This window comes from Mycobacterium sp. NPDC003449 (assembly GCF_053588415.1).
The window spans coordinates 1-16,685 of record NZ_JBSFPX010000086.1; the positions used below are offsets into that span (position 1 = coordinate 1).

The 16,685-nt window shown below is 68.1% G+C and carries 17 protein-coding genes; 10 read left to right on the plus strand and 7 right to left on the minus strand.

From position 1 onward, the window contains the following. Window positions 1–817 precede the first annotated feature (817 nt). Window positions 818–2,197 (plus strand): HNH endonuclease signature motif containing protein, encoded by a 1,380-nt coding sequence (locus tag ACWDTP_RS21025; RefSeq protein WP_450023252.1) that lies wholly within the window; start codon window positions 818–820, stop codon window positions 2,195–2,197. Between the two features lie 3 nt (window positions 2,198–2,200). On the opposite strand, the gene ACWDTP_RS21030 is transcribed toward ACWDTP_RS21025, so the two are convergent. Continuing rightward, on the minus strand, window positions 2,201–2,455 hold the full coding sequence (locus ACWDTP_RS21030; protein ID WP_450023254.1) for a hypothetical protein: 255 nt from the start codon (window positions 2,453–2,455) through the stop codon (window positions 2,201–2,203). A 162-nt stretch (window positions 2,456–2,617) separates the two neighbouring features. On the opposite strand from ACWDTP_RS21030, the gene ACWDTP_RS21035 reads away from it, so the two are divergent. Further along, window positions 2,618–3,391: an META domain-containing protein gene (locus ACWDTP_RS21035; RefSeq protein ID WP_450023256.1), complete on the plus strand. Its 774-nt coding sequence runs from the start codon at window positions 2,618–2,620 to the stop codon at window positions 3,389–3,391. 4 nt (window positions 3,392–3,395) lie between these two features. Here the strand turns inward: ACWDTP_RS21035 and ACWDTP_RS21040 are convergent, their stop codons facing one another. After that, window positions 3,396–3,911 (minus strand): Lrp/AsnC family transcriptional regulator, encoded by a 516-nt coding sequence (locus ACWDTP_RS21040; protein WP_450023258.1) that lies wholly within the window; start codon window positions 3,909–3,911, stop codon window positions 3,396–3,398. 94 nt (window positions 3,912–4,005) lie between these two features. On the opposite strand from ACWDTP_RS21040, the gene ald reads away from it, so the two are divergent. From ald to ACWDTP_RS21055, 3 genes are all read left to right on the plus strand, one after another. After that, window positions 4,006–5,121 carry an alanine dehydrogenase gene (ald, locus tag ACWDTP_RS21045; protein ID WP_450023260.1) on the plus strand — a complete coding sequence of 372 codons (1,116 nt, stop codon included), beginning with the start codon at window positions 4,006–4,008 and terminating at the stop codon, window positions 5,119–5,121. A gap of 54 nt (window positions 5,122–5,175) precedes the next feature. Then, the gene (locus ACWDTP_RS21050) at window positions 5,176–5,742 is read left to right on the plus strand and encodes a DUF4334 domain-containing protein (protein WP_450023262.1); all 567 of its coding nucleotides are present in this window, start codon (window positions 5,176–5,178) and stop codon (window positions 5,740–5,742) included. A 120-nt stretch (window positions 5,743–5,862) separates the two neighbouring features. After that, window positions 5,863–6,330 (plus strand): Hsp20/alpha crystallin family protein, encoded by a 468-nt coding sequence (locus ACWDTP_RS21055; protein ID WP_450023264.1) that lies wholly within the window; start codon window positions 5,863–5,865, stop codon window positions 6,328–6,330. A 15-nt stretch (window positions 6,331–6,345) separates the two neighbouring features. On the opposite strand, the gene bla is transcribed toward ACWDTP_RS21055, so the two are convergent. The 5 genes from bla to ACWDTP_RS21080 all read right to left on the minus strand — a co-directional run bounded on the left by bla (window position 6,346) and on the right by ACWDTP_RS21080 (window position 12,548). After that, a complete protein-coding gene (gene bla / locus ACWDTP_RS21060) occupies window positions 6,346–7,215 on the minus strand; it encodes a class A beta-lactamase (RefSeq protein ID WP_450023266.1) in 870 nt (289 codons plus the stop codon). Between the two features lie 28 nt (window positions 7,216–7,243). Then, window positions 7,244–8,569 (minus strand): M16 family metallopeptidase, encoded by a 1,326-nt coding sequence (locus ACWDTP_RS21065; RefSeq protein WP_450023268.1) that lies wholly within the window; start codon window positions 8,567–8,569, stop codon window positions 7,244–7,246. Beyond that, window positions 8,547–10,832 carry a polyribonucleotide nucleotidyltransferase gene (locus tag ACWDTP_RS21070; protein WP_450023270.1) on the minus strand — a complete coding sequence of 762 codons (2,286 nt, stop codon included), beginning with the start codon at window positions 10,830–10,832 and terminating at the stop codon, window positions 8,547–8,549. Before ACWDTP_RS21070 ends, ACWDTP_RS21065 begins: the two co-directional genes overlap by 23 nt. A gap of 350 nt (window positions 10,833–11,182) precedes the next feature. Next, complete coding sequence (rpsO, locus tag ACWDTP_RS21075; protein WP_450023272.1) at window positions 11,183–11,452, minus strand: 30S ribosomal protein S15; 270 nt, start codon at window positions 11,450–11,452, stop codon at window positions 11,183–11,185. A gap of 112 nt (window positions 11,453–11,564) precedes the next feature. Beyond that, window positions 11,565–12,548 carry a bifunctional riboflavin kinase/FAD synthetase gene (locus ACWDTP_RS21080; RefSeq protein WP_450023274.1) on the minus strand — a complete coding sequence of 328 codons (984 nt, stop codon included), beginning with the start codon at window positions 12,546–12,548 and terminating at the stop codon, window positions 11,565–11,567. An 81-nt stretch (window positions 12,549–12,629) separates the two neighbouring features. On the opposite strand from ACWDTP_RS21080, the gene mntR reads away from it, so the two are divergent. The 5 genes from mntR to ACWDTP_RS21105 all read left to right on the plus strand — a co-directional run bounded on the left by mntR (window position 12,630) and on the right by ACWDTP_RS21105 (window position 16,684). Next, window positions 12,630–13,328, plus strand: coding sequence for a manganese-binding transcriptional regulator MntR (mntR, locus tag ACWDTP_RS21085; RefSeq protein WP_450023276.1), 699 nt, complete (start codon window positions 12,630–12,632; stop codon window positions 13,326–13,328). Between the two features lie 148 nt (window positions 13,329–13,476). After that, window positions 13,477–13,737 carry a toxin HicA gene (locus tag ACWDTP_RS21090; protein ID WP_450023278.1) on the plus strand — a complete coding sequence of 87 codons (261 nt, stop codon included), beginning with the start codon at window positions 13,477–13,479 and terminating at the stop codon, window positions 13,735–13,737. Then, window positions 13,737–14,198, plus strand: coding sequence for a type II toxin-antitoxin system HicB family antitoxin (locus ACWDTP_RS21095; RefSeq protein ID WP_450023280.1), 462 nt, complete (start codon window positions 13,737–13,739; stop codon window positions 14,196–14,198). The genes ACWDTP_RS21090 and ACWDTP_RS21095 overlap by 1 nt, the downstream gene beginning before the upstream one ends. Before the next feature lie 102 nt (window positions 14,199–14,300). Then, window positions 14,301–15,470: an LLM class flavin-dependent oxidoreductase gene (locus tag ACWDTP_RS21100; protein WP_450023282.1), complete on the plus strand. Its 1,170-nt coding sequence runs from the start codon at window positions 14,301–14,303 to the stop codon at window positions 15,468–15,470. Further along, the gene (locus tag ACWDTP_RS21105; RefSeq protein ID WP_450023284.1) at window positions 15,467–16,684 is read left to right on the plus strand and encodes an SfnB family sulfur acquisition oxidoreductase; all 1,218 of its coding nucleotides are present in this window, start codon (window positions 15,467–15,469) and stop codon (window positions 16,682–16,684) included. Before ACWDTP_RS21100 ends, ACWDTP_RS21105 begins: the two co-directional genes overlap by 4 nt. Window position 16,685: the final 1 nt, after the last annotated feature.

Genomic DNA, 16,685 nt, shown 5'->3' on the forward strand with positions numbered 1-16,685 from the left:
CCACGAACTGGAAACAAGCCCTCGCCCAACTCGCCCTGGCCTACCCCGAACGAATCAACCCCTACCTCTAACCCCAACCAGCACAACTACTTACACAAACAACTTGACAGGCTCCAAGAGTCGGCCGGTCGGCCACTCGTCGATTTCCGATCGGGTGGGCAACCCGACCGACGACGCTGCGGCAGGACTCACACCGTCTCCGCGATGCCACCGGCAGCGTCGCTGTCAGTGCTGTCATAGCGCCCGCCACTCGCCGACAATGCGCCAGCCTGCCGCAACACCCGGTCAGACTGGCGAAAGAGAACGGAGTTGATCGCAGCATCAACGGCGCCCAGCCCGGCAAGACTCGGATGGCCGCCAGCACTCCCGGCGATCACCGCTGCGACAACCCAGCCGCGATGCTTTCACTATTTCCCGCAGCTGACCGCAAACCACTCGTAGTCACGTCTAGTTCGTTTGCCATGCCAATCCCCCAACAAGCTGCCCCGCCGACAATGAGGCTACCGCAGCATTTCCGGCGAGTGGCGCACCAACCGCAGGATTCACGAGTGCCGACTTAGAGCGTTTGCGGCAGATCAACCCATCCAGTCCAGCGGATGGTGGGCCCCAAAAATGGACCGCCGACATCAACCGTTATCCCCAGCACTACCTCACCGAATCCGACGATGCCGCAAACGATGTGCCCAGATAGCCGTCAGCACGCCACGTCGACGTACACCGTCTTCGCGGTCACGGTGGTGTGCAGGTCGCCCGCGGCACCCGGCGGCGCCAGATCGGCTGGAAAAAGTTGTCGGACCCTCGAACTAATGTTCGGTGCATGGAGTCCGGTGTGGCCGAGCGGCTGATCGCGTTACGTGACGCGGTCGAGAGCCTGTGCGGGCTGGACTTCCCGGGCCTGACCGAGGCCGAACTGTTGGACGTGTGCGCCGGGGCGCAGGAGGCCCGCAATCTGGTCCCGGTCGCCGAACACCGCGCCATCGCCGCCCTGTCCGAGCAGACGACGCCGGCGAAGATCGGGGCGAAGTCCTGGCCGGAGGTGATGCGCATCCGGCTCCGCATTTCGGCGGAGGAAGCCCAGCGCCGGTACCGCGACGCCATCGATTTCGGGCCCCGCCGTGCGGTCACCGGCGAGGCGTTGGCACCCCGCCGTGCGGTGACGGCGGCCGCCCAGGCCGGGGGCTGGCTTACCCCCGATCACATCAAGGAGATGCAGAAGTTCTTCGACAAGGTCCCGGACTGGGTTGACCACGGGCACCGGGAACGTCTCGAGGAGAAGTTGGTGGGAGTCGCTGCCGCCGACACCCCCGATGCGCTGCGTCAGGTCATCGACGAAGCCCTGTATCTGCTCGATCAGGACGGCCCCGAGCCCGTCGAGGGCCGATGCGCGCGGCGACGCGGTATGACCCTGGGCCCGCAACAGCCCGACGGCATGTCCCGCTTCTCCGGCTGGTTGACCCCCGAGGGCCGGGCCACTGTGGAAGCCGTCAACGCCGAGCTGGCCGCACCGGGCAAGTGCAACGCGGACGACGAAAACCCTTGCATCAGCGGCACTCCCAGCCAGCAAGCCATCGACAACGACACCCGCACCCCGGCCCAGCGCACCCACGACGCGTTGGTGGCGGTACACCGGGATGCGTTGATGGCGGGGAAACTCGGCCAGCACAACGGGCTGCCGGTGTCCATCGTCGTCACCACCACCCTGCAGGAGCTGGAGGCCGGCACCGGGGTGGCGGTCACCCGCGGCGGATCGAAACTCCCGATCCCCGACCTGGTCCGGCTGGCCGCCCATGCCTGGCACTACCTGGCCGTGTTCGACAAACACACCAACATCGCGTTGCACCTGGGCAGGACCAAGCGGATCGCCACCCCAGGCCAACGGCTGGTCCTGTTCGCCCGCGACCGTGGTTGCACCCGACCGGGGTGCAGCGCGGCCGGAGATCGCTGCCAAGCCCACCACGCCCAACAGGACTTCGCCGCGGGCGGCAACACCGACATCGACGACCTCGCGCTGGGCTGCGGGCCCCACCAACGCATGGTCGGGCCCGGCAAGTGGACCACCCGGATCAACAAACACGGCCGCTGCGAATGGATTCCCCCGCGCCTACTGGATACCGGCCAAAACCGGGTGAACGGATATCACCATCCGCAGAGCTACCTCGCCGAATCCGACGACACCGCTGACGACGCGCCCGGGTAGTGCTCAGCACGTCACATCGACGTACACCGTCTTTGGGGTGACGGTGGTGTGCAGGTCGCCCATGGCGCCCGGCACACCGGAGTCGGTGCGCGCGAACCTCTGCCCCGGCCGAATCGCCCTGACCGTGCAGGCGTCGAGCGGGGCGGAGCCGACCTTGTTGACGACGACGTCGTAACCCTGTGCCGCAGATCGTCGACGGCCTGCGTCGGCGACACCGGGCCGGCCGGTGCGGCCGCGGCGACCCCGGCCGGGCCGCACCCGAGCGATACCAAAACACCGGCCGTGGCGGCGATGACGAGAGACCTCATGGTTGTGCCCTTCCTCGGTCTTCCCTTCCTGGATGGCCAGTTGAACGGCCAGGCTTGTGTCACGAGAGTGCGAGGTCCCCGGTTCGGCACCACCTACGGCTTACGGTGGGTTATGCGGCTCGCACCGATCCTCCTTGCCGTCGGCGCCGCCTTCGGCGCCCTTGCGGCCTGCTCCGACGATGCCGCCGCCGACGAACCCTCCCTCAACGGCCGCACGTTCGTGTCCGAACAGGTCGACGGGACCGAGATTCCCGGCGGCGGACCGCTGACCGTGGCGTTCGACGGCGGGCAGATCAGCACGTTCGCGGGCTGCAATCACGGGTCCGGCACGGCCGATCTGTCCGGTGGACGCATCGTCACCCAGCTGGCCAGCACGATGATGGCGTGTCCGCCTCCGCTCGGCGAGGCCGACGCATGGATGTCGCAGTTCTTCGCCGACGCCCCCACCTGGTCGCTCGACGGGGATGATCTGACGCTGGCGACCGACGCCACGACCGTCACCCTCAAGGACAAGAAGGTGGTCTCACCCGATCGCCCGCTGACCGACACCACCTGGAAGGTGACCAGCCTGATCTCGGCACAGGCGGCGACCACCTCACAGGCCTTGGAGCAGGCCGGGCCGACGCTGCGGATCCTGGCCGACGGCACGGTCACGGGTTCCACCGGATGCAACCAGATCAACGGTCGCGCAACGATTTCCGGATCGCCGGCGATCATCGAGTTCGGCCCGCTGGCCACCACCAGGAAGGCCTGCCCCGGCGAGACCGGCGAGATCGAGCAGTCCGTGCTGCGGGTTCTGACCGGCCGGGTTCAGACGGCGATCGACGCCGACGAGCTGCGGCTGTCCCGTGACAACGGGGACGGCCTGGTGCTGGGCGCCCAATAGCCGCTCACAGCGGCGACGCGCCGCGCAGATGCTCGAAGATCAGCGAAGTCTGGGTGCCTGCCACATCGGCGTCGGCGTTGAGGTTCTCCACCACGAAGGCCCGCAGATCGTCGGTGTCGCGCGCGGCCACGTGCAGGATGAAGTCGTCGCCGCCGGCCAGGAAGTAGACGTCCATCACCTGGGGCCGCTCGCGAATCTGGGAGATGAAGCTGCGGATCTTGCCGCGCGCATTCGACTGCAGGCTGACCGAGATCATCGCCTGCAGCCCGAGTCCGACCGCCGCCGGGTTGATATCGGTATAGAAGCCGCGGATCACCCCGATGTCCTGCAGGCGCCGCACCCGCCCGTGACACGTCGACGCGGCGATGCCGACGGCGTCGGCCAGGGCGCTGTTGGAGATCCGGGCATCGGCGTGCAACGCCAGCAGAATCCGCCGGTCGACCTCATCGAGGTCGGTGGGCCGAACATTCTTCGGCGCGACGCCGGATCTGATCGGCGAATTCGCTGATTCTTCATTCACGCCGACACTATAACGAATCTTCATCACGAATATTGCCGTGTAATCGAATTTTCTTCACACTTATGGCAACAGCCAACCCCCTGAAGGAGCGATCATGCTCGTCGGTGTCCCGACCGAGATCAAGAACAACGAATACCGCGTGGCCATCACCCCGGCGGGCGTGACCGAACTGACCCGGCGTGGGCACGATGTGATCGTCCAGGCCGGCGCCGGAAACGGTTCGGCCATCGCCGACAACGACTTCAAGGCCGCGGGAGCCGAGATCGTCACCACCGCCGACCAGGTCTGGGCCGACGCCGAGCTGCTGCTCAAGGTGAAGGAGCCGATCGAGGCCGAGTACGCGCGGATGCGCAAGGGCCAGACCCTGTTCACCTATCTGCACCTGGCCGCCTCCAGGCCGTGCACCGACGCCCTGCTGGCCTCGGGGACCACCTCGATCGCCTACGAAACCGTCCAGACCGCCGACGGTGCATTACCGCTACTGGCCCCGATGAGCGAGGTCGCGGGCCGGCTCTCGGCCCAGGTCGGCGCCTATCACCTGATGCGCAGCCACGGTGGCCGCGGCGTGCTCATGGGCGGCGTGCCCGGGGTCGCGCCGGCCGAGGTCGTCGTGGTCGGCGGTGGCGTCGCCGGCTACAACGCCGCCCGTATCGCCAAGGGTATGGGTGCCCACGTCACGGTGTTCGACCTCAACATCAACACGCTGCGCAAGATCGACAACGAGAACAACGGCGGCATCGAGACCAGATATTCGTCGAGCCTTGAGCTCGAGGAAGCCGTCAAGCGCGCCGACCTGGTGATCGGCGCCGTGCTGGTCCCGGGTGCCAAGGCGCCCAAGCTGATCACCAATTCGACTGTGGCCCACATGAAGCCGGGGGCGGTCCTGGTCGATATCGCGATCGACCAGGGCGGGTGTTTCGAGGATTCCCGGCCCACCACCCACGACGACCCGACGTTCAGCGTCCACGACACGGTCTTCTACTGCGTCGCCAACATGCCCGGCGCGGTGCCGCGGACGTCGACCTTCGCCCTGACCAACGCCACCATGCCCTACGTGCTCAAGCTGGCCGACAAAGGCTGGCAGGCCGCCTGCGCAGCCGATGCTGCGCTGGCCAAGGGGCTGTCCACGCACGAAGGCGCGTTGCTGTCCGAGCAGGTTGCGCGCGATCTCGAGCTGCCGTTCACCGATCCGGCCGGCCTGCTGGCCTAAACTTCCAACCGCCGCCCCCACCATACTTGACAGGTGTCAAGTATGGTGGGGCGCATGCTTCTCCAGGAACTGTTCGCCGGGCCGGACATCGAGGTCCCCGCAACCACCGACGACGCCCTGGCCGTGTTCGACGCCGCCGAAGCCGTCGAGCCGGAGTTCATGATCGGCACCTGGCACGGCGCCGAACTGCCGACCGGTCATCCGCTGGACGGGATGCTCGCGGCCAGTGGCTGGTGGGGCAAGCAGTTCTCCGACTCCGAGACCGTGCACCCGCTGCTGTTCCCCACCGGCGACGGCACCGCACTGTGGGCGCTCAGCCCCGTGCTGGCGTTCGGCGGGCTCGGAATCTCGTCGAAAGTGCCGCTGCTGAAGAACCGGTCGATGGCCGGCCCGATCACCACGCTGCGGCCGGTGCTGCAGACCCGCTCCGCCAAGGCCAGGCTGCGCACCACCCGATACCGCGGTGTCGACACCGCGACGATGATCTACGACCAGTTGCCGATCAACGACGTGTTCCGCCGGTTGACCGACGGTGCGGTGATCGGCGCGATGGACCTGCGCGGTTCCGGTAAACCGTACTTCTTCGTCCTGCACCGCGACGACACCCTGCGGCTGGTGTAGCAGCCCACGTACTCAAGGTGTTCACCGCGCATTCGGCCGACGGCTCGAAAGCGATGCTTGGATCGAAAGAGCAAGCGTCACATCGTCTTTTGTCGCCTTCCAGGATCCGAGGAGTCACCCGTGGTTAACCTTCCCGTCGCGCATCAGCCCCGCCCGTTCCTGCCGGAGCTCTCCGAGTTCTTCGCCGGGATCACCCCGTTCGCCAGCCTGCGGCCCATCTTCGAGCGCAACCTCATGCGGATCGAGGACGAGGTCACCGATGAGCACTACGAGCTGCGGGCCGAGATTCCCGGCATCGATCCGGCCACCGACGTGCACATCACCGTGACCGACGGCCGGCTGACCGTCAAGGCCGAGCGTTCCGAGCGCACCGAGGCGAACTCGCGTTCCGAGTTCTCCTACGGTTCGTTTCTGCGCACCGTGACGCTGCCGGCCGGGGCCGACGAGGAGGCGATCACCGCCGGCTACGAGCGCGGCATCCTCACCGTGCGGGTTCCGCTGTCGCAGAACGCCTCCGGTGCCCGCCAGATCGCGATTCAGAACTCAGGCACCGGGGACGCCGGGTTCGACAACCAGCACGGCGAGTAGCCCGAGCCGGTCCGGTCAGAGCAGCGACGGCAGCACCGCCGCCGTCAGCTCACCGATGAGCGGTCGCAGATTCTCGGCCTCCGGGTCGTCGGCCTGCGACCGCGTCATCATCGCCAGCAGCAGCCGTTGCCCTTCGGGGCCGTAGGCGATGCCGATGTCGTTGGTGCTGCCGTAATCCCCGCTGCCGGTCTTGTCGGCGGTGGTCCAGCCGGCCGGGAGCCCGGCCCGCATGCTCGACGTCTGGTTGGCCTTCATCCAGTCCTGCAGTTGCGTGCGCTGCGGCGGGCTCAGCGCATCGCCGGCCAGCATCGCCCGGAATCCGCCCGCCAAGGCCGCGGGGGTGCTGGTGTCGCGCGGATCCCCCGGGATCGCCGAGTTCAGCTCGGTCTCCCAGCGGTCCAGGCGGGTGCGCTCGTCACCGATGCTGCGGGCGAACGCCGTGATGCCCGGCGGCCCGCCGATGGTCTTCAACAGCAGGTTGCCCGCGGTGTTGTCGCTCTGTTGCAGCGCGGCCTGGCACAGTTCGGCCAGTGTCATCTCGCTGCCGGACCGCGGTTCGGTGACCGGGGAGTTGGCGACGATGCCCTCGACCAGCACCCGGTTGTCCAGCGCGAGTTGGCCACGCCCGACCTGCTGCAGCACCCGGCCCGCCGCATAGCCTTTGAAGGTCGAACACATCGCGAACATCTCGTCGGGCCGGTGGGCCACCGAACGGTCCGAGTCCAGATTGGCCGCATAGATACCGATCAGCGCGTTGTGGCGCCGTTCCAGTTCGGCGATCGTGTCGTCGAGCGGGGCTGCCGACGCGCTCCCCCGGGTCACGCCGACGGCCGCGAAAGCCGCCAGAGATCCGATCAGTACGCTTCGCCGTGAGATTGCAGTCATCGGGTCCAGCGTAACGGTGCGGGTGGGCTCAGCCGGCGATCGCCCGAAGCCGCTGCGGTAGCGACGTTCTCGCCTGTTGCGGACCGAGTACCGCGGCACCGTACTCCCGGGTGAGCAACTGCTGCGCCACCGCGTTCACCTCGTCGAGCGTGACCGCATCGATCAGCTCCAAGGTGTGTTCGATGCTGCGGTGCTCACCGTAGTTCAGTTCGCTGCGGCCGATCCGGTGCATTCGCGATGCGGAGTCCTCAAGGCCGAGCACCAGCCCACCGCGCAGTGAACCCTTGGCGATCCGGCATTCGTCCTCGGTGAGGCCGTCCCGCGCCACCTGCTCCAGCACATCGGTGGTCACCCGGACCACCTCGTCGAACCGCTCCGGCAGGCATCCGGCGTAGATCGACAATGCACCGCTGTCGGCGAAGGTGTCCACCGTCGAGTACACCGAATAGGCCAGACCCCGCTCCTCGCGAATCTGCTGGAACAGCCTCGAACTGAGGCCGCCGCCGAGCGCGGTGTTGAGCACCGACAACGCCCACCGATGCTTCCAGCGTCTGCCGGGGGTGCGTACCCCGAGCGATACGTGGGTCTGCTCACCGTCACGGTCCACCACGAGCAGCGACGGCCGGCCCGCCACCCGGCCCGCACCCTTGCGCGGTGGCACCGTCGCGCGGCCGTCGATCAGCCGGGGACCGAAGTACTGCCGCGCCAGTGCGACGACCTCGTCGTGGTCGACGTTGCCCGCGACCGCCAGCACCATGCGCTCGGGGGTGTAGCGGCGGACGTGAAAGGAATGCAGTTGCGCACGCGTCATCGCCGAGATCGACTCGACGCTGCCGATCACCGGCCGTCCGACCGGGTGATCGCCGAACATGGCCGACAGGAACACATCGCCGAGGGTGTCCTCGGGATCGTCGTCGCGCATCGCGATCTCCTCGAGCACGACGTCGCGTTCCACCTCGACATCCTCTGCGGCACAACGGCCGCGCAGCACCACATCGGCCACCAGGTCGACCGCGAGTTCCAGATCGGTGTCCAGCACATGCGCGTAATAGCAGGTGTGCTCGCGCGCAGTGAACGCGTTCAGCTCACCGCCGATGGCGTCGACCGACCGGGCGATGTCCGCAGCACTGCGGGTCGGGGTGGCCTTGAACAGCAGGTGCTCCAGGAAGTGGGCGGCCCCCGCGACGCTTCTCCCCTCGTCGCGGGAACCGACTCCGACCCAGACCCCGACCGATGCCGAATGCACGGACGGGACGTACTCGGTGACGACCCGCAGGCCGCCGGGCAGGGTGGTCCGCCGGACCTGCGATGTATCCGGCGTTACCCCGTTATCAGGCTTCGGCGGGCGCAGCATCGGCGGCTGGCGCGTCGGCAGCCGCGCCGGCGTCGGTGGCCTTGTCGCCTGCGGCCTGCTCCGCCGACTCCTCGTCGACCAGCACCAGCGAGATCTTGCCGCGGTTGTCGATATCGGCGATCTCCACCCGGAGCTTGTCACCGACCTTCACCACGTCCTCGACCTTGGCGATGCGCTTGCCGCGGCCCAGCTTGCTGATGTGGACCAGGCCGTCGCGACCCGGCAGCAGCGATACGAAGGCACCGAAGTCGGTGGTCTTGACCACCGTGCCGAGGAACCGCTCGCCGATCTTGGGCAGCTGCGGGTTGGCGATCGCGTTGATCTTGTCGATCGCGGCCTGCGCCGAAAGCCCGTCGGCGGCACCCACGAACACCGTGCCGTCGTCCTCGATCGAGATCTGCGCGCCGGTCTCCTCGGTGATCGAGTTGATCATCTTGCCCTTGGGCCCGATGACCTCGCCGATCTTGTCGACCGGAACCTTGATCGTGGTGATCCGCGGTGCGTACGGGCTCATCTCGTCGGGGCTGTCGATCGCCTCGGCCATCACGTCGAGGATGGTCAGCCGGGCATCCTTGGCCTGCGACAGCGCACCGGCCAGCACCTTGGACGGGATGCCGTCCAGCTTGGTGTCGAGCTGCAGCGCGGTGACGAAGTCCTTGGTGCCAGCGACCTTGAAGTCCATATCGCCGAACGCGTCCTCGGCACCGAGGATGTCGGTCAGCGCGACAAAACGACGTTCGGACTCCCCGGCTTCATTTTCTACGTCGTCGGACACCAGGCCCATCGCGATACCGGCCACCGGCGCCTTGAGCGGGACACCGGCGTTCAGCAGGGCCAGCGTCGACGCGCACACCGAACCCATCGACGTCGAACCGTTGGAGCCCAATGCCTCCGACACCTGGCGGATGGCGTACGGGAACTCCTCGACGCTCGGCAGCACCGGAACCAGGGCGCGCTCGGCCAGCGCGCCGTGGCCGATCTCGCGGCGCTTGGGTGAGCCGACGCGGCCGGTCTCACCGGTCGAGAACGGCGGGAAGTTGTAGTGGTGCATGTAGCGCTTGCTGGTCTCGGGCCCCAGCGAGTCGATCTGCTGGGCCATCTTGATCATGTCCAGCGTCGTGACACCCAGGATCTGGGTCTCGCCACGCTCGAACAGCGCGCTGCCGTGCGCCCTCGGCACCACGGCGACCTCGGCGGACAGCGCCCGGATATCGGTGATGCCACGGCCGTCGATGCGGAAGTGGTCGGTCAGGATGCGCTGGCGCACCAGCTTTTTGGTCAGCGACCGGTATGCGGCGCCGAGCTCCTTCTCGCGGCCCTCGAACTGCGAGCCCAGCCGCTCGAGCACCTCGACCTTGATCTCGTCGGTGCGGTCGTTGCGCTCTTCCTTGCCCGCGATGGTCAGCGCCTCCGACAGGGCGTCGGTGGCCACCGAGGCCACCGCGTCGTAGGCGTCGGCGGCGTAATCCGGGAACACCGGGTAGTCGGCGGTTTCCTTGCCCGCCGCCTCGAACAGCTCCTGCTGGGCGGCGCACAGGGCGGCGATGAACGGCTTGGCGGCCTCCAGACCCTCGGCCACCACGGCCTCGGTCGGGGCGCCCGCGCCACCGGCGACGAGTTCGATGACCCGGTCGGTGGCCTCGGCCTCGACCATCATGATCGCGACATCATCGTCGGTCTTGCGACCCGCGACGACCATGTCGAACACGGCGTTCTCCAGCTGCTCGACGGTCGGGAACGCGACCCACTGGCCGTCAATGAGGGCGACGCGCACGCCGCCGACAGGGCCGGAGAAGGGCAGACCCGAGATCTGGGTGGACGCCGACGCGGCGTTGATCGCCAGCACGTCGTAGAGGTCCTTGGGGTCAAGGCTCTGCACGGTGACCACGACCTGGATCTCGTTACGCAGACCCGAGACGAACGTCGGGCGCAACGGCCGGTCGATCAGCCGGCAGGTCAGGATCGCGTCGGTGGAGGGGCGACCCTCGCGGCGGAAGAACGAGCCGGGGATCCGGCCCGCGGCGTACATGCGCTCTTCGACGTCGATGGTCAGCGGGAAGAAGTCGAAGTGATCCTTCGGCGTCTTGCTGGCCGTCGTGGCCGACAGCAGCATAGTCTCGTCGTCGAGGTAGGCGACGACCGAGCCGGCGGCCTGCTTGGCCAGGCGGCCGGTCTCGAAACGGATGGTGCGGGTGCCGAAGCTCCCGTTGTCGATGGTGGCGGTGGATTCGAACACGCCGTCTTCAAGTTCGACTACAGACATTTAGTCCGGTGGCCTCTTTCGATCTCATTCAGCTGTTTCGCGTCGTCCCGCCCAGATGTGCCACGGGCCCGGATGCGGCTACGGCCGTCGATCGAAGCGGCCGGACGCACCCAAACTGGGCTTCCCGGCAGCCACTACCGAAGACCGCCCGACCGGGCGAGGCTTGACGTGACTCGCAGGAGCGGCGCCCGCGGATCGCGGGTGCCTCACCTCGTGTTCGACCGGCTCGTGCGGGCTCGTGACGAGCACACTTCGGCGATCGAACGACCTCATGTTACACGGCAGCAACGGCCCGATTGCCAGACCTCCGGGGTTCACCGAGGGGCGATCGGGCCGCTGTCAATACCGGGTCAGCGACGCAGACCGAGGCGCTCGATCAGCGAGCGGTAACGCTCGACGTCGACCTGGGCGACGTACTTCAGCAACCGGCGGCGACGGCCGACCAGCAGCAGCAGCCCACGGCGCGAGTGGTGGTCGTGCTTGTGCAGTTTGAGGTGCTCGGTCAGGTCGATGATCCGCTTGGTCAGCAGGGCGACCTGTGCCTCGGGGGAACCGGTGTCGGTCTCGTGCAGACCGTAGGAACCCAGGATTTCTTTTTTCTGCTCGGCGGTAAGCGCCACGAAATAACTCCATCAATTCAGTCCCGCGAACATATTCTCGGCACAGCCACCGCGGACTGCAGCATGCACCGGACCGCCGGGAAGTCTAGCAGCACCCCGGCGAGCCGCGAATTCAGGATTCGTGGGGTGCGGCGAGGATCGTGCGGGCCCGCTGGGTGTCGGCTTCCATCGCCACCACCAGGTCGTCGACGGCGTCGAATTTCTCCTGGCCCCGGATGCGGGACACGAAGTCGACGGCGACGTGCTGGCCGTACAGATCGGCGTCGGTGTCGAGCACGAACGCCTCGACCGTGCGGGTCCGGCCGGAGAAGGTCGGATTGGTGCCCACCGAGACCGCCGCCTGATAGCGCTCCCCCGGGATGACGGTGCCCATCACCGGCCCGTGCCCCAGCACGGTGAACCAGGCCGCGTACACCCCGTCGGCCGGGATCGCCGAGTACATCGGCGGCGCCACATTCGCGGTCGGGAAGCCCAGCACCCGGCCCCGACCGTCGCCGCGCACCACGACCCCCTCGACGCGGTGCGGGCGGCCCAGCGCCTCGGTGGCCGCGACCACGTCGCCCGCGTCGACACACGACCGGATGTAGGTCGAGGAGAAGGTGACCGTCTCGTCGCGGTGGTGCTCGGCGACCAGGCCCATCCCCTCGACGGCGAAGCCGAACCGTTCCCCGGCCCTGCGCAGCATGGTGACGTTGCCCGCGGCCTTCTTTCCGAAGGTGAAGTTCTCCCCCACCACGACCTCGACCACGTGCAGGTTCTCCACCAGCAGCTCGTGGATGTAGCGCTCGGGCGTGAGTTTCATGAAGTCGGAGGTGAACGGCATCACCAGGAACACGTCGACGCCCAGTTCCTCGACCAGTTCGGCCCGCCGGGTCAGGGTGGTGAGCTGCGCCGGGTGACTACCCGGGAACACCACTTCCATCGGATGGGGATCGAAGGTCATCAACACCACGGGTACGCCGCGCGATCTGCCCGACTTCACCGCGTGACTGATCAGCTCGGCATGTCCACGGTGAACACCGTCGAACACCCCGATGGTGACGACACATCTGCCCCAGTCCGTGGGGATCTCGTCCTGCCCACGCCAGCGCTGCACAGCAGCCAGCCTACGACCCGCCCGCGCCACGGTCTGCTCTAGTTCCCCGGATCAGGTGATGATTGCCTAAACTTCCATACTGTGAGTCCAGACGGTAACCATCACGACCTCTCGACGGTTGCCCAGGACTATCTGAAGGTGATCTGGACCGCCCAGGAATGGTCGCGGGAGAAAGTCAGCACGAAACTGCTGGCCGAGCGCATCGGCGTGTCGGCGTCCACGGCCTCCGAATCGATCCGCAAGCTCGCCGACCAGGATCTGGTCCACCACGAGAAATACGGCGCCGTCACCCTGACCGAGGCCGGCCGCCGGGCCGCGCTGGCCATGGTCCGCAGGCACCGGCTGATGGAGACCTTCCTGGTCTCCGAACTCGGCTACGGCTGGGACGAGGTGCACGACGAGGCCGAGATCCTCGAACACGCCGTGTCGGATCGGATGCTCGACCGCATCGACGCCAAACTGGGGTACCCGACCCGTGACCCGCACGGCGACCCGATCCCGGCCGCCGACGGGAAGGTTCCGACCCCGCCGGCCCGCCAACTGTCGGCCTGCCAGGACGGCGACGCCGGGACGGTGGCCCGGATCTCGGATGCCGACCCGGAGATGCTGCGGTACTTCGACAGCGTCGGGATCAGTCTGGACTCCCGGCTGCGGGTGCTGGCCCGGCGCGACTTCGCCGGGATGATCTCGGTGGCCGTAGAAGCCGGCACCCCCGAAGCCGAGATCACCGTCGACCTGGGCAGCCCCGCCGCCGACGCCATCTGGGTCGTCGCGAGCTAGGAAGCCACTCACCCGCTCTACCTGTGGCCTGATGTCGAGCCGCTGCGCGCCGAAGGCACCGGCCGGACATTGGAGCGAAATGATTGCACGATAGCAGATATGCCATCATTCACCTTTGAACTGATAGCGCGGGTGCTAGCATTGGTAGATGGCGAGCGTAGCCAAGATTGAGGCCAAGATGCGGGAGTCGGCGGCCAACGTGGACTTCAGCGACCTGGTCAAGGCCTGCGAGCACTACTTCGGTGCACCCCGCCAGCACAAGACCAGCCACGCGGTGTTCCGCACCCCGTGGCAGGGCGATCCGCGCGTGAACATCCAGAACGACCACGGCAAGGCCAAGGCCTACCAGGTCAAGCAGGTGTTGGATGCCATCGCCAAGATCAATGAGAGTCGAAAGGAGAACCGCTGATGCCCAACCATTACACCTACCGGGCCGAGTGGTCCCCGGAGGACGACGAGTACGTCGGTCTGGTCGCCGAGTTCCCGAGCCTATCCTGGCTGGCGCCGACGGCCGCCGAGGCTATTTCCGGTGCCGAGCGACTCGTGGACGACATCCTGACCGATATGGCCCAGGCCAGCGAGACCGCGCCCGTTCCGCTCACCGAGCGCCGCTACAGCGGCAATCTGTCAGTGCGCACCAGCCCGGCCCAGCACCGCCAGCTCGCCATCGAGGCCGCCGAACAGCGGGTATCGATCAACCAATGGGTCGTGCAGAAGCTGGCCGCAGTGCGGCCGCGTCAATCCGCGCCCACCAAGGTTGTCCACCTCACGGCCGACGACGGTGAGCATTTCACCCTCCTCAACGTCAGCCCTCGGGATACCGGCGCAGCCGCGCCCCTTGATGACCACGCCGCCGCACCGGAAGACTGAGGACACCACACCGCAACCGTTCAGCGTCCCCCGCGGGCAGTCGGGATCACCACGATTTTTACCGGTGCGCCGCGGCGGATCACCGACCAGGATGACGTCCTCGTGACTGTCACATTGCACTGGTTCCTGCCCACGTACGGCGACAGCCGGCTCATCGTCGGGGGCGGCCACGGCACTCCGGCCGGGGCGGCCGGCGGTGACCGGGAGGCCTCCATCGACTATCTGGCCTCGATCGTGCGCGCGGCCGAGCGATTCGGCTTCACCGGCGCCCTGATCCCGACCGGCGCCTGGTGCGAGGACGCGTTCATCACCGCATCGCTGCTGGCCCGCGAAACCACCTCGCTGGCCTTCCTCGTCGCGTTCCGGCCCGGACTGGTCAGCCCGACCCTGTCAGCGCAGATGGCCGCCACCTTCGCGCGCCATGCGCCGGGGCGGATCCTGCTCAACGTCGTGGTCGGCGGCGAGGCGCATGAACAGCGCGCGTTCGGCGACCATCTCGACAAGGACGCCCGCTACGCCCGCTGCGACGAGTTCCTCGACGTGGTGCGGCGGCTGTGGGCCGGGGAGACAGTCACCCGCCGCGGCCAGTACATCGACGTCGAGGAGGCGTCGTTGGCGTTGCCGCCGAACCCGGTGCCGCCGTTGTACTTCGGTGGCAGCTCACCGGCCGCGGGCCCGGTGGCGGCCCGGCATTCCGACGTCTACCTGACCTGGGGCGAGCCGCCCGAGGCGGTGCGCAAGAAGATCGACTGGATCCGGGCCCTCGCCGAGGAGCAGGGCCGCAAACCGCGGTTCGGGATCCGGCTGCACACCATCTCCCGCGACACCGCCGAGGAGGCGTGGGCCCAGGCCGACCGGCTGGTGGCGGCCCTCGACGAGGACACCGTGCGCTCCGCCCAGGCCGGCCTGGCCCGCAGCCAGTCCGAGGGCCAGAAGCGGATGCTGGCGTTGCACGAAGCCAACCGGGTGAACGGAACCTGGAGTGACGCACGCAGTCTGGAGATCGCACCGAACCTGTGGGCCGGTGTCGGCCTGGTCCGTGGCGGCGCGGGGACCGCGCTGGTGGGCAGCCATACCGAGGTCGCCGACCGGATCGCCGAATACGCCGAGATCGGCATCGACGAGTTCATCTTCTCCGGCTATCCGCACCTGGAGGAGCTGTTCTGGTTCGGTGAGGGCGTGGTGCCGCTGCTGCGGGCCCGCGGCCTGTTCGACAACGGGGCCGATGACGCCGCACCCGCGTCGATCCCCTTCGTCGGCGCGGCCCGATGACCGAACTGGCCGGTGCCGCCCGGGTCGCCTCGGCCGATCAGGCCCTGGTGACCGCGGCCCGGCTGTCGGCGGAGTTCGCCGAGGAGGCCAACACCCGCGACGCCGACCGGGTACTGCCGCTCACCCAGGTCCGGGCGCTCAAGGAGTCGGGCCTGCTGGCCGTGACCGTGCCCGTCGAACACGGTGGGCTCGACGTCCCGGCGACCGTCCTGGCCGAGGTGTTCCGCCTGCTCGCCCACGGCGACCCGTCGCTCGGCCAGATCCCGCATTCGCATTTCACCTTCCTTGAGGCGCTGCGGCTGCAGGGCACCGTCGCGCAGCGGGCGTACTTCTACGGCTTGGTGCTCGACGGGGCGCTGCTGGCCAACGCCCAGTCCGAGCGCGGACCGCATCCCATCGACGTCGACACCACCACGTTGGTCGCCACCGGCTCCGGTGGGTATGTGCTCGACGGGCGCAAGTTCTACTCGACGGGGGCGTTGTTCGCCGACTGGCTGGTCGTGCGCGCATCGCTGCCTGACGGTGCCGCGGTGCCGACCGCCGCGACCCCCAAAGCCGTCGCGTTCGTCCCGCGCGACGCCGAGGGGCTCACGGTGGTCGACGACTGGGACGGTATGGGGCAGCGCACCACCGCGTCCGGGACGGTCACGCTGGACGGCGTGGCGGTCCCCGCCGAGCATGTGGTGGGGTTCACGCCGATCTTCGCCCGGCCGACGGTGTACGGCGCCCGCGCGCAGCTGCTGCATTCCGCGATCGACGTGGGCATCGCCACGGCCGCCCTCGACGAGGGCGTGCGCCAGGTCGCCAGGGCCCGGCCACATTTCGAGGCCGAGGTGTCCGCTGCGGCCGAGGATCCGACGCTGGTCCAGGTGGCCGGGGAGCTCGCGGTGACGGTGCGCGGCGCCCAGTCGCTGCTCGGCGACGCGGCCCGTGCGGTCGACGCCGCGGCGGCCGATCTCACCGAGGAGTCCACGGCCGCCGCGTCGATCGCGGTGGCCGTCGCCAAGGTGGCGGCGGTGCGGGCCGCGCTGGACGCGGCGGGCACGCTGTTCGAACTGGGCGGGACGCGCAGCGCGTCGGCGAAGGCGAACCTCGACCGGCACTGGCGCGACGCCCGCACCCACACGCTGCACGACCCGACCCGGTGGAAAATCCGCCACATCGGCCGCTACACCCTCTCGGGCACGAAACCGCCCCGCCACGGCCAGCTTTGAC